Origin of the sequence: Ensifer sp. SSB1, from assembly GCF_016652895.1 — a bacterium.
Classification (GTDB): domain Bacteria; phylum Pseudomonadota; class Alphaproteobacteria; order Rhizobiales; family Rhizobiaceae; genus Ensifer.
The window spans coordinates 1-13011 of the sequence record NZ_JAEPRP010000044.1 but is presented as its reverse complement, the minus strand read 5'-3'; the positions used below and the strand labels follow the sequence as shown (position 1 = coordinate 13011).

Genomic DNA, 13011 nt, shown 5'->3' with positions numbered 1-13011 from the left:
TTAAGAGGCGGGTCATGGCAAACACATCCGAACTGCTCGGCACGTGGAAGATGCTCTCCTGGAAACGCGAGGTTGTCGCGACAGGCGAAACCAGCGATGCGATGGGCGCCGATCCGATCGGCTATCTCTCCTATGACGGGGATGGCCGGGTCACCGCCGTCGTGGTGAAGCGCGATCGCCCGAAACTGAAGGGCGCCGTGCCGACGGACGACGAGAAGGCAGCGCTCTTCGATACGATGCTTGCCTATGCCGGAAGCTACAGGCTCGAAGACGGCCGGATCATCCACCACCTGGATGCGAGCTGGAACCCGGCCTGGGGCATGTCAGATCTGATCCGACCCTTCGTCGTGGAGGGTGACAAGCTGGTGATCTACGGCGCACCGGCCATCGACCCGAGGACCGGCGAAGAAGTCACCTACCACCTCGAATTTCGCAGGATGTGAACGCCCAGCCGTCTCCAGGCGTCAGAGGTGACGCGTCTCGGCGGGCGCATGGAACCAGTTGTTGTTGCGTCCGTCCATGTATTGCACCGGCGCCTCGGCGAGCACCGCTGGATCGAGATCGTCGAGGCAGGCAAGGTTGACGGAGTAGTAGGCGCCGCCGATTTCCTCGATGTAGCCATGACCGAAAGCGGCAATGCCGCAGGTCTTGCAGAAGCGGTGATGCGCGCTTTTGCTGGCGAATTGATAGTCGGCGATGTTGGCCTCATCGCACTGCAGGCGAAAATCATCAGGCTTGACGACCACGCCCCAGTAGCGCCGCTTCCAGCAGATCGAGCAGTTGCACTTGCCGGTACCCGCGTCGAGGTCGATATCGGCCTCGTAGCGGATGTTTCCGCAATGGCAGCTTCCTTTGTAGGTCAGTTTCATAGCCGTCGCTCCTGCTTGGCGGGCCAGACAGGCCCTATTGCCGCCCACCCGGCTGGCAACACTGTGCCAGGTGAAGTTCATGCAGACCATGTGCCATGTTGACAACATATTGTCAATAACAAGCAAGTTTCCAACACGCAAGTCAGAGATGACGAACCTCGGCCGGCGTTTCATCCCATCGGTCGTTCCGGCCATCCAGATATTGCACCGACACCTCTGCAAGGACGGACGGTTCGACGTCGTCCAGCGTGGCGACATTGATGCTGCAATAGGCGCCGCCGAGCTCCTCAACATAACCATGGCTATAGGAGGCGACGCCGCAGACGGGGCAGAAACGGTGGCTTCCGACCTTGGCGCCGAACTGATAGAGCCCAACCGCATCTTCCGGTGACAGGAGGCGAAAATCCTCCGGCTGGACCTGCGCGCCCCAATAGCGGGTCTTCGTACAGAACGAGCAATTGCATCGCGTCGTTCCGGCATCGAGATCGAACGTCGCCTGGTATCGCACCTTGCCACAATGGCAACCGCCCCTGTAAGTCCTTCTCGCCATGCTCTCTTCTCCCTTGCTGAAATGATCACATTATGACAACATAGTGTCATATAAACATCCACACAACGAAGGTGCTGTCAACATGAAAGACCCTGATCGGACGCCCGCCGGAGACGCCTTTGCGGAGTTCGCCATATCGGTGCTGCGGCTTGCCGGTCCACTGACACACGCCGGCGACGCGCTCGCCAAACCCTCCGGGCAGACCAGCGCCCGCTGGCAGGTGCTGGCCGCGGCAAACCACGCCCCCATGTCGGTCGCCGATGCGGCCCGCGCGCTTGGCCTCGCGCGCCAGGGCGTGCAGCGCATCGCCGACCTTTTGGAGGCGGAAGGCCTGATCGACTACAGGGACAATCCGACCCACCAAAGAGCAAAGCTCATGGTGCTCACGGCGACGGGGGAAACGGCGCTTGACGAGATCAAGGAGCGGCAGGCCGCCTGGGCCGACAGGCTTGGTGCCGAGTTGGGTGAAAGGCGCCTGCGGCAGGCCTCGGCCCTGATCGCGGAGATCATTGAGGTGTTCAAGGAACGTTCTTCGCCTGAAGACCCGGCCTCCTGAGCCGAGACGGCTCAGGCCAGCGTCAGGAGGTCCGCGCGCAGGCGGTCCGGCCCACCGTCGCCAAGTACCGGATCGAGCGCCGCATGCAACGCCTTCCAGATCGGTAGCGCGCGCAACAGCAGCGCTTCACCTTCCTGTGTCAGCCGCAGCCGCCGCGACCGCCGGTCCTCCGGATCGGGAAAGCTCTCGATCAAGCCACGCCGCTCCAGCGGTTTGAGCGCTGCCGTCAGCGTCGTCCGATCCATCGCGAGCAGCGACGCCACCGAACCCATGTTCGGCGGCTCCGGACGGTTGAGCGACATCAGCAGCGAGAACTGCCCGTTGGTGATGTCGAAGGGGCGTAGCGCCTCGTCGAACCGCCGGGCAATGGCGCGCGCGGCGCGCTGCACATGCAGGCAGAGGCAGGTATCCCTCACATGCAAGGTGGTCTCGAACGGGATCGAAGGCATCTTTGACATGCCTGATTAATGTTGATATCAACGTAAATAGTCAAGTGCAACGTTGGAAGGAGGAACGGGCATGAGACAGGACCAGGCAGTCGTATCGCCTCAGGAGTGGTTGAAAGCGCGCAAAGACCTGCTGGCGCTGGAAAAGGAACACACGCACGCACGCGACAGGGTCAACGCCGCCCGGCTGGCCCTGCCCTGGGTGAAGATGGACAAGACCTACGTCTTCGACACCGCAAGCGGGCGCAAGTCACTGTCTGAGCTTTTCGACGACCGCAGCCAGCTCATCGTCTACCATTTCATGTTCGGCCCCACCTGGGAGGCCGGTTGCCCTGGCTGCTCGTTCTTGGTCGATCATTTCGCCGGCATGCTGCCGCACCTCAACCACCACGACGTGACGCTGATTGCCGCATCGAACGCACCGCTTGCGAAGATCGAAGCCTACAGGAAGCGCATGGACTGGCACTTCCCGTGGGTCTCGGCCGAGGGCAACGGTTTCAATCGTGATTTCCACGTCGCCTTTTCTCCGGACGAACTGGCAAGCGGCAAGGTTGCCTACAATTTCACCGAGACCGAAAGCGCCAACGCGCATGAGGAACTGCCGGGACTGAGTGCCTTCCAGAAGGACGAGGACGGCACGATCTTTCACACCTATTCGTCCTATGCCCGCGGTCTCGAGGAACTGGTCGGCACGCTGATGCTGCTCGACCGCGCGCCGAAGGGCCGTAACGAAGATCGGACGATGAGCTTCGTCCGTCGCCACGACGAATACGACCGGGAACTCGGACGCAAGGTAGGCTGACCGGCCGCGTCGTCGCAGGCGGAACCTTTCGCCTGCGAGATCGTTTTCAGAACGCTCGCTGGCCGGGTCGATGACCTGCGCCCGGACCAAGAAGGAAATGCCGTGAGAGCAGAACCGGAGGAAGCGCACCGCTGGCTCGAGCAACTGCTGGGCGACTGGCAGGTTCGCACGGATGGAGCCGGCGGCGAGCCCGACGGCAGCGGCCCCTGGACTGAGCACGTTCGCTCGCTTCAGGGTCTCTGGATCGTCTCTGAAGGCAAGGGAACGATGCCGGGCGGCAGCTTCGGCGAAACGCTGATGACGCTCGGCTACGATCCCGAAACGAAACGCTACATCGGCACCTGGGTCGGTTCCATGCTGACCCACATGTGGGTCTATGACGGCGAGTTGAATGCGGAAGGCACGTCCCTGTCGCTCTACTGCGACGGACCGGATTTCGAAAACCCGGGCAAGACTGCACGCTACCGGGACGTCATCACGCTCATCGATCAATCCCGGCGCCTGCTGAAGGCGCAGATGCAGGCACCGGACGGAAGCTGGAAAGACATGATGACGGCGGAATACCTGCGCCGGGATTGAACGGGCGACGATCTGCGTTCGATTATCGGCCGCAGTCCGCCTGCTCGATCCGAAAGGGGCTCATTCGAACATACAACCAAGCGGCGCGACAGGCGCCGCCCAAGCAAACTGGAGGAAGGCGATGGCAGATCACGGCAAATTCGTTTGGTATGAACTGATGACGACGGACATGGCCGCGGCCGAGACGTTCTACAAGGACGTGGTCGGCTGGGATGCCCGCGATTCCGGTATGCCCGGCATCAGCTATACGCTGTTCAACGTGGGCGAGATCCCGGTTGCCGGACTGATGACAATGCCGGAAGGCGCGCTCGAAATGAAGGTGCCGCCCGCCTGGCTCGGATATATCGGCGTCGATGATGTCGACGCGACCGCCGCCAAGATCGCTGCCAAGGGCGGCAAGGTTCACCGGGCGCCGGACGATATCCCCGGCATTGGGCGTTTTGCCGTCGTGACCGACCCGCACGGCGCCGTGTTTTCGATCTTCAAGGGAACGGGCGATCCGCCGCCGATCACCGATCCGATGGCACCCGGTCTCGTCGGTTGGCATGAGCTTGCGTCCGGCGACCTCGATACCGCCTTCCCGTTCTACGCCGAGCTCTTCGGCTGGACAAAGGACCACGGCATGGACATGGGTGACATGGGCATCTACCAGATCTTTGCCCATGGGGGCGCTCCGATCGGCGGCATGATGACCAAGCCGAAGGAAGTGCCCGCACCTTACTGGCTCTACTACATCAACGTGCCCGCACTCGACGCGTCGATCGAGCGCATCAAGGCCGGCGGCGGCAAGGTCGTGCTCGAGCCGATGGAAGTGCCTGGCGGCGCCTGGATCGTTCAGGCGCTCGACCCGCAAGGCGCCCTCTTTGCTCTGGTCGCACCGAAACGCTGAAGCGCGCCAACGACGCTCGCATGAAACGAGGCCTGTCTCCCATCCGGAGGCGGGCCTTTTTTTCGATCCGCGTGGCGCAATGCGTTGACGGAGCACGCGCCTCTGCTCTGCACCACGCGCATCCCTCGGTTGCGGCGCGGCCCCTAGTATTTCAGGGTATTTCAAGCTTATTTAACACCTTATACGATAACAGGGGCAACGAGCACACTGATTTCGAATGGGTTTCTTGTCACCCGACAAGAATTGTCGCGACAGCCAAAGCGATGAGCGGCGACATGAGTGGAGCAACTTCGCGTACATGAAGAACAATGGCGGCAGCTATACGCCCCCGAAAACGGGCGTTGCAGAAGCGCGCACGGCGAAGGCGCTGCGTCGCAAGCTCCAATGGCTCCTCGCCATCGTCGTTGCCTGTACCGGCGTGCTCGCCACCGAAATCATTGCCGCATCCTATAGCGACTTCGTCATCGCCCGCCGCAACCTGACCGAGGTCATGGCCTTCTGCCGGGTGCTCGACGCCGCAAATTACCTCTCGGCCGAACGTGGCCCGTCCAATGGCGTGCTCGGAATCGGCGTGGCGCCCGGCTCGCCGGTCCAGGCCCGGCTGGCTGAGTTTCGCGCCCGCAGCGACGAAGCACTCACCACGCTGACCCAAGACATCAACAATGCCAGCCGTTCTGAGCCTGCCGGCGCCCTCTCGCCCATACTCGTCGAGGTTCGCCGCCGCCTGATGCTGGCACGCGCCGAAATCGACCGCATTGCCGCGCTTCCGCCCGAACAACGGGACCTGACGGAAATCCAGGCGACGATCGAGGCGATGTTCGGCGTCATCGACGCACTTCGCCCGGCCATCGACTGGAACATTCAACGCTTGACCAACACCGACCCGAACCTCGCCGGCATCGCGCTTGCCGCACAGATGCTCAGCAATCTGCGCGAGGATGGCGGCCGCCTCGGCTCGCAGGTCATGGCTCCGGTTGCCGTCGGCCAGCCGCTTGCGGCGAAGAACATCGCCGACAGCGAGCGCACCCGCGGCAGGCTGCAGGAAATCTGGTCCATCGTCGGCAAGCCCGGCGCCCTTCCCGGCCTGAAACCGGCCAACATCGCGGATCTCGCCAGGATCGACCACGATTTCTTCGGCGAAGGATTTGCGATCATCGACGGCATCGTTGCCATCGGCAAGAAATCGGGCGCCTACCCGATGACTGCCGAGCAGCTGACCGACCGCTTCGTCCCGAAGATGAAGCCACTCGAGGATCTGCGCCGCGCCTTCATGGATGCAACCGTCGAGCGGCTTGCGGCAAACAAGACACGGGCCTCGGTCAAGCTGGCCGTTGCCAGCCTCGCGACCTTTGCCCTGTTCCTGGTGCTGCTGGTCCTGATGCGCCGCGCCCGTTCGCTCGTCTTCGAGCCGTTGCTGATCGCCCGCCACAGCATCATCGAGCTCGCCAATGACCGGCCGATCGCCCGCCTTCAGGGCAAGGGCGGCGAAGGCGAGATGGGGCGCCTGTTCGATGCGATCGACGTGCTGCGCAAGCGCCTCGACGAACGCATGCTGCTGATGCAGCACCTCGAACGCCAGGCGGAAACCGATGAACTGACCGGCCTGCTCAACCGCCGCGCCCTCGAACTCATCGGCGGAGCGCAAGACACGGCCGACAGCAACCAGGATGCCTGTCTGATCCTGATGGACATCGACCACTTCAAGCAGATCAACGACACCCACGGCCACCTCGTCGGCGACATCGTGCTCAAGGAAACGGCCCGCATCATCCGCAACTCCGTGCGCAACACTGATCTGGTCGCCCGTTTCGGCGGCGAGGAGTTCGCGATCATCACCCCCGGCGACAGCATCGAGTCGGCCCTTGCGCTGGCGGAGCGGATACGGGCCAATCTTGCGCGCGAGCCGATCGTCGTTGCCGACGGGCAGGAACTGAACGTCACCGCCAGCTTCGGTGTGGCGGAGGGCCGCACGGCGAATGGCGGCTGGAGGCACCTGATCGAGAGCGCCGACACGGAGCTCTATCGTGCCAAGTCCGAAGGTCGCAACCGCGTCTGCGGCCAGCCGGCCGAGGCCAGCCTTTCCCACTTCACGAAGACGAAATCCGCGCGCGCCTAGCCAGAAAATCGAGCAGGACCCGCACGCGCGACGGCAAGGCTCCGCCTTGGCCGAGAAACACGGCGTGGAATGTTTCGGCGTCACCGGGATTGAGATGCTCGACCAGCGGCAGCAGCCGGCCGGCGCGGATATCCTCCCTGACTGTGAAGGTCGGAAGCCGGACGAGGCCGACGCCGGCAAGGGCAAGTTGGCGCAGGCCCTCGCCATCGCTGACCCGCACCCGTTCGGTCGGCGGCAGGGCGATCTGTTCCGCATTCGAAAGCAACGGCCAACCATCGATCGCCCGCGCGTAGCTATGGCTCAGCCGGTTGTGCGCCTCGATATCCTCGATGGTCTGGGGCACTCCGAAGCGATCGAGATAGGCTGGAGCCCCGACGATCGTCATCGACGTGGTGCCGAGTTTGCGTGCGATCAGGCTCGATGTCTTGAGCGGACCGGCGCGCACGGCAATATCGACCCGCTCCGCCATCAGATCGACGACGGCGTCCGTCTGCAGGATGTCGAGGGAGACCGAGGGAAATTCCGCCAGGAATTCCGGCAGCACCGGCATCAGCGCATGCGTCGCGTAGGAAGCGCTGACATTGAGCCGCACGCGGCCCTCCGGCGTTTCGCCGACACCCGCCGAGCGTTCCGCCTCGTCGATATCGGTGAGGATGCGCACGACCCGTTCGTAGAAGGCGCAGCCTTCCGCCGTCAGTTGCAGTCGCCGCGTCGACCGGTTGACGAGCCGGACGCCCAATCTCTCTTCCAACCGCTGGACGAGCTTGCTGACGGCCGAGGGCGTCATGCAGCAGACCTTCGCCGCAGCCGAAAAGCCGCCAAGCTCCACCACCTTGGCAAAAACCGCCATCTCCCCCGAACGATTGATCGTCAAACGCGACATGTGACTTCAACTCACAAATGATGTTCCTTGATGCGGTCTACATCTCAAATGCTCCCAACACCACCTTCCTCCTTGAAGCGACGCACTGACAACAAGTGTCGCTGAACAGGCAAAGCCAACGAGGAGCTCTACGACATGGAATATAGACGGCTTGGATCATCGGGACTGAAAGTGCCGGCCTTGAGCTTCGGTGCTGGAACCTTCGGCGGCAAGGGACCGCTGTTCAGCGCCTGGGGCAATAGCGACGCGGCCGAAGCACGACGCATGATCGACATTTCGCTGGAAGCCGGCGTCAACCTCTTCGACACGGCCGACGTCTATTCCGACGGTGCTTCCGAGAGCGTGCTCGGTGCGGCGATCAAGGGACGGCGCGACGCCGCGCTCCTCTCGACCAAGATGGCGTTGCCGATGGGCGACGGACCGAATGACGCCGGCACGTCTCGTACACGTCTCGTCAAGGGCGTCGACGATGCCTTGAAGCGGCTCGGCACCGACTATATCGACCTCCTGCAACTACACGCCTTCGACGCCGGCACACCGGTCGAGGAAACGCTCTCGACGCTCGACGATCTCGTCACCGCCGGCAAGCTGCGCTACGTCGGGGCCTCCAACTTCGCCGGCTGGCAGTTGATGAAATCGCTGGCGGTTTCGGAGAAACACGGCCTCGTGCGCCATGTCGCCCACCAGGTCTACTATTCGCTTGTTGGTCGCGACTACGAGTGGGAGCTGATGCCGCTTGGTGCCGACCAGGGCGTCGGCGCACTCGTCTGGAGTCCGCTCGGCTGGGGGCGTCTCACCGGCAAGATCCGCCGCGGCCAGCCGTGGCCCGAAGGCAGCCGCCTGCACGACACAGCCGCCTTCGGCCCGCCGGTCGACGACGAGAAGCTTTACGACGTCGTCGACGTGCTCGATCAACTGACCGAGGAAACCGGCAAGACGATCCCGCAGATCGCCATCAACTGGCTCTTGCAGCGCCCGACGGTCTCGAGCGTCATCATCGGCGCCCGCAACGAAGAGCAGCTCCGCCAGAACCTCGGCGCGGTCGGCTGGTCGCTGTCGCCGGAACAGATCGCCCGCCTCGACGAAGCGAGCAAGACGACCCCCGCCTATCCCTACTTCCCCTATTATCGCCAGGAAGGGTTCGCTCGCATCAATCCGCCGCTCGTCTAACTGTCAGGCAACCGCTTTCGCACGCCCCACACCGGCGTGCGAAAGCGTTGCGCCGCCTTGATTTTCCCGGCACGCTTTCGCGCTTGCATTCTCGATTTGCATTGCACAAACTTCGTGGCGATGGGGGGCGCCAGACCCGCCACGAAGGGGATCAAATCAGGCATGTCGATCAAGGCCAGTATCTATCACCTGACCCACTATACCTATGACCGTCCCGTAAGACTGTCGCCACAGATCATCCGGCTGAAGCCGGCGGCCCATTCCAAGACCAAGGTCATCAGCCACTCGCTGAAGGTTTCGCCCGCCAACCACTTCGTCAATCTGCAGCAGGACCCCTACGGCAACTACCTTGCCCGCTTCGTCTTTCCCGATCCGGTCAGCGAACTGAAGATCGAGGTCGACCTCGTCGCCGACATGACAGTCTACAATCCCTTCGACTTCTTCGTTGAAGAGGAAGCCGAACACTGGCCCTTCCCCTACCCCGAAGACCTCGGAGACGACCTCAAGATCTACATGACGCCGGAACCGGTCGGCCCGGCACTGAGCGCCTTCATAGCGACCGTCGACCGCTCGCGGCAACGCACCATCGACATGGTCGTTGGCCTCAACGCGCGCCTGCAAAACGAGATCGGCTATGTGATCCGCATGGAGCCGGGTGTACAGACGCCGGAGAACACACTGACGTCGGCCCGGGGTTCCTGTCGCGATTCGAGCTGGCTGCTGGTACAGATCCTGCGCAATCTCGGTTTCGCCGCCCGTTTCGTTTCCGGCTATCTCATTCAGCTCACGCCCGACCTCAAGGCGCTCGACGGCCCGTCGGGCACCGACCACGACTTTACCGACCTGCACGCCTGGGCCGAGGTTTACTTGCCGGGTGCCGGCTGGGTCGGGCTCGATCCGACCTCGGGCCTGTTGACCGGCGAAAGCCATATTCCGCTGGCCGCCACACCGCATTTTCGCAACGCCGCACCGATCTCAGGCGGCTTCTTCGGCGACCCCGATACCCGCACCGATTTCGCCTTCGACATGAAGGTGACGCGTGTCGCCGAACATCCGCGCATCAGCAAGCCGTTCTCCGACGAGAGCTGGGAGGCGCTGAATGCACTCGGCGAAGAGGTCGACCGGGTTCTCCAGGAAAATGACATCCGCCTGACGATGGGCGGCGAGCCGACCTTCGTCTCGATCGACGACTTCGAGTCCGAGGAGTGGAACACTGAAGCGGTCGGCCCGACCAAGCGCGAGAAGGCGGACACTTTGATCCGCCGTCTGCGCGAGCGCTTCGCGCCCGGTGGCTTCCTGCACTATGGCCAGGGCAAATGGTACCCCGGCGAAAGCCTGCCGCGCTGGACGTTCTCGCTCTACTGGCGCAAGGACGGTGTGCCGATCTGGCGCCGCCCCGATCTCATCGCCGAGGAGACCGGCCACCATGACGTCACCGAGAAGCACGCCGAACGTCTGTTGCATCTGATGGCAGGCGAATTGAGCGTGCCGACCGAGATGGTCCAACCGGCCTTCGAAGACCCCGCCGACTGGCTGCTGAAGGAGGCAAACCTCCCTGAGAACGTCGATCCCTCCAATTCCAAGCTGAAGGACCCCGAAGAGCGCAGCCGCATGGCTCGCGTCTTCGAGCGCGGCCTGACGACGCCGACCGGCTACGTGCTGCCTGTGCAAGCCTGGAATGCGCGTGCCACCGGTGTGCGGTGGATGAGCGAGAAATGGCAGACGCGCCGCGGTCGCATCTTCCTCGTTCCCGGCGACAGCCCCGTCGGCTACCGCCTGCCGCTCGGCGCCCTGCCCTATGTCGCGCCCTCCGCCTATCCCTATATCCATCCGGTCGATCCGACCGTTCCCCGGGACGATCTGCCTGACTTCGCCGAAAGCAGCGCCCGCCCGCAGCATTCCCGCTTTCAGGCCGCCGAAGTACCGGAGACCCCGCAGGCGCAGCCACGCGACGAAATAGCAGGGCTGGTGCGCACCGCCATCAGCGTCGAGCCGCGCGACGGCAGGCTCTGCGTCTTCATGCCGCCAATGGCCAGCATCGAGGAGTATCTCGATCTGATCGCATCCGCGGAACGCGCCGCAGCCGCGATTGGACTGCCCGTGCACATCGAGGGCTACGCGCCGCCGCAGGATGAGCGCATCAATGTCATCCGCGTCGCGCCGGACCCCGGCGTGATCGAGGTCAACATCCATCCGGCTGCCAGCTGGCAGGATTGCGTCGACATCACCACCGCGGTTTACGAGGAGGCGCGGCAGAGCCGGCTTGGCGCCGACAAGTTCATGATCGATGGACGTCACACCGGCACCGGCGGCGGCAACCATGTGGTCGTCGGCGGTGCCAATCCCAACGACAGCCCGTTCCTGCGCCGCCCGGATCTTCTGAAAAGCATGGTGCTGCACTGGCAGCGGCACCCGTCGCTTTCCTATCTGTTCTCGGGTCTCTTCATCGGTCCGACATCGCAGGCGCCGCGCATCGACGAGGCCCGACACGACCAGCTTTACGAGCTCGAAATCGCGCTCGCCCAGGTGCCGATGCCGGGATCGGCGACGCCGCCCCCCTTGCCCTGGCTGATCGACCGGTTGTTCCGCAACCTGCTCGTCGACGTCACCGGCAACACCCACCGGGCCGAGATCTGCATCGACAAGCTGTTCTCACCGGATGGTCCCACAGGCCGTCTCGGCCTCGTCGAGTTCCGTGGCTTCGAGATGCCACCCAACGCCCGCATGTCGCTCGCACAGCAATTGCTGGTGCGGGCGCTCATCGCCCGCTTCTGGAAACACCCTGTTGATGGCCGCTTTGTACGCTGGGGCACGACGCTGCACGACCGCTTCATGCTGCCGCACCACGTCTGGCAGGATTTTCTCGAAGTGCTCGCCGACCTCAGGGCCCATGGCTTCGACTTGAAGCCCGAATGGTTCGAAGCCCAACTCGAGTTCCGCTTCCCCTTCTGCGGCGAGGTCGAGTACCACGACGCCAAGCTCGAAATCCGCCAGGCGCTCGAACCCTGGCATGTGATGGGCGAGCAGGGTGCGATCGGCGGCACCGTGCGCTATGTCGACAGCTCGGTCGAGCGCCTCCAGGTGAAGCTCGATACGGCCAACCCCGAGCGCTACACGCTCGCCTGCAACGGTCGGCCGGTACCGTTGACGCGCACCGGCTCCAACGGCTCGGCCGTTGCCGGCGTCCGCTACAAGGCCTGGCAGCCGGCCTCGGGGTTGCATCCGGTGCTATCGGTCAACACTCCCCTTACATTCGATATCTATGATACATGGTCGAATCGGGCGATTGGCGGATGTGTCTACCATGTCGCCCATCCGGGTGGGCGCAGCTACGACACGTTTCCGGTCAACGGCAACGAGGCCGAAGCGCGGCGACTGTCGCGGTTCGAGCCCTGGGGCCACACGCCCGGAGGTTACCCGCTTCGCCCGGAAAGCCCGTCGATGGAATTCCCGATGACGCTTGATCTCAGGCGTCCGCCAGGAGCGTAAATGGCGAAGAAGCAGACAGCTGCCGCGAACCATCCGGGCACCGAGGACGATCCGGTCTTCGGTTACCGCGCCCTTCCTGACATCGCCGACGAGATGCTCGACCGGGAGGGCAATGTCCGCCCTGTCTGGCAGCGTCTGCTCGCGACCCTGGGACGGCTCGACGAAACGGAACTCGCCAATCGTTTTGCCCGTGCCGACCGCTATCTGCGCGACGCCGGTGTGTACTATCGTGTCTACGGGGCCAAGGAGGCCTCTGACCGAAGCTGGCCGCTATCGCATATCCCGGTCCTCATCGACGAGAAGGAATGGGCGGCGGTTTCGCAAGGGCTCGTCCAGCGCGCCGAGCTTCTGGAGAAGGTGGTCGCCGATATCTACGGCGAGAACCGGCTGGTGCGCGAAGGCCTGCTGCCGCCGGCGCTGGTCGCCTCCAATCCCGAGTTCCTGCGGCCGCTCGTCGGCGTGAAGCCGGCCGATGGTCACTTTCTGCATTTCGTTTCCTTCGAGATCGGCCGCGGTCCCGACGGCAACTGGTGGGTCCTTTCGGACCGCACCGAAGCGCCCTCCGGCGCCGGCTTCGCCCTGGAGAACCGGGTCGCGACCACACGGGCCTTCTCCAATCTTTATGCGGAAACCCATGTCCATCGATTGGCGGGTTTCTTCGG

Annotated in this window: 13 protein-coding genes; 9 read left to right on the top strand and 4 right to left on the bottom strand. The window is 63.5% G+C overall.

Features of this window, described 5'->3' with window-relative positions:
* Positions 1-14 precede the first annotated feature (14 nt).
* The gene (locus tag I8N66_RS13410; RefSeq protein WP_291154374.1) at positions 15-443 is read left to right on the top strand and encodes a lipocalin-like domain-containing protein; all 429 of its coding nucleotides are present in this window, start codon (positions 15-17) and stop codon (positions 441-443) included.
* Positions 444-464: 21 nt separating this feature from the next.
* On the opposite strand, the gene I8N66_RS13405 is transcribed toward I8N66_RS13410, so the two are convergent.
* Together I8N66_RS13405 and I8N66_RS13400 are read right to left on the bottom strand one after the other, a co-directional pair.
* Positions 465-869 (bottom strand): GFA family protein, encoded by a 405-nt coding sequence (locus tag I8N66_RS13405; protein WP_113541176.1) that lies wholly within the window; start codon positions 867-869, stop codon positions 465-467.
* Between the two features lie 142 nt (positions 870-1011).
* The gene (locus tag I8N66_RS13400) at positions 1012-1419 is read right to left on the bottom strand and encodes a GFA family protein (RefSeq protein ID WP_291154372.1); all 408 of its coding nucleotides are present in this window, start codon (positions 1417-1419) and stop codon (positions 1012-1014) included.
* A gap of 82 nt (positions 1420-1501) precedes the next feature.
* Here I8N66_RS13400 and I8N66_RS13395 point away from each other — a divergent pair, with 82 nt between their 5' ends.
* Positions 1502-1975 (top strand): MarR family winged helix-turn-helix transcriptional regulator, encoded by a 474-nt coding sequence (locus I8N66_RS13395; RefSeq protein WP_113541204.1) that lies wholly within the window; start codon positions 1502-1504, stop codon positions 1973-1975.
* An 11-nt stretch (positions 1976-1986) separates the two neighbouring features.
* On the opposite strand, the gene I8N66_RS13390 is transcribed toward I8N66_RS13395, so the two are convergent.
* Positions 1987-2433: a MarR family transcriptional regulator gene (locus I8N66_RS13390; protein WP_113541175.1), complete on the bottom strand. Its 447-nt coding sequence runs from the start codon at positions 2431-2433 to the stop codon at positions 1987-1989.
* 61 nt (positions 2434-2494) lie between these two features.
* Between I8N66_RS13390 and I8N66_RS13385 the strand changes: the two genes are divergently transcribed.
* From I8N66_RS13385 to I8N66_RS13370, 4 genes are all read left to right on the top strand, one after another.
* Complete coding sequence (locus I8N66_RS13385) at positions 2495-3223, top strand: thioredoxin family protein (protein ID WP_113541174.1); 729 nt, start codon at positions 2495-2497, stop codon at positions 3221-3223.
* Positions 3224-3325: 102 nt separating this feature from the next.
* Positions 3326-3802, top strand: a complete 477-nt coding sequence (locus I8N66_RS13380; RefSeq protein ID WP_291154368.1) for a DUF1579 domain-containing protein — start codon at positions 3326-3328, stop codon at positions 3800-3802.
* 121 nt (positions 3803-3923) lie between these two features.
* The gene (locus I8N66_RS13375) at positions 3924-4691 is read left to right on the top strand and encodes a VOC family protein (protein WP_291154366.1); all 768 of its coding nucleotides are present in this window, start codon (positions 3924-3926) and stop codon (positions 4689-4691) included.
* 298 nt (positions 4692-4989) lie between these two features.
* The gene (locus tag I8N66_RS13370) at positions 4990-6807 is read left to right on the top strand and encodes a GGDEF domain-containing protein (protein ID WP_162768966.1); all 1818 of its coding nucleotides are present in this window, start codon (positions 4990-4992) and stop codon (positions 6805-6807) included.
* Here I8N66_RS13370 and I8N66_RS13365 read toward each other — a convergent pair.
* Positions 6779-7690 (bottom strand): LysR family transcriptional regulator, encoded by a 912-nt coding sequence (locus I8N66_RS13365; RefSeq protein WP_291154363.1) that lies wholly within the window; start codon positions 7688-7690, stop codon positions 6779-6781. The genes I8N66_RS13370 and I8N66_RS13365 overlap by 29 nt on opposite strands.
* Before the next feature lie 135 nt (positions 7691-7825).
* Between I8N66_RS13365 and I8N66_RS13360 the strand changes: the two genes are divergently transcribed.
* From I8N66_RS13360 to I8N66_RS13350, 3 genes are all read left to right on the top strand, one after another.
* Positions 7826-8860 (top strand): aldo/keto reductase, encoded by a 1035-nt coding sequence (locus I8N66_RS13360; protein WP_113541170.1) that lies wholly within the window; start codon positions 7826-7828, stop codon positions 8858-8860.
* Positions 8861-9022: 162 nt separating this feature from the next.
* Positions 9023-12349, top strand: a complete 3327-nt coding sequence (locus I8N66_RS13355; RefSeq protein ID WP_113541169.1) for a transglutaminase family protein — start codon at positions 9023-9025, stop codon at positions 12347-12349.
* The coding region (locus I8N66_RS13350; RefSeq protein ID WP_291154359.1) for a circularly permuted type 2 ATP-grasp protein at positions 12350-13011 on the top strand (662 nt) is incomplete at its 3' end.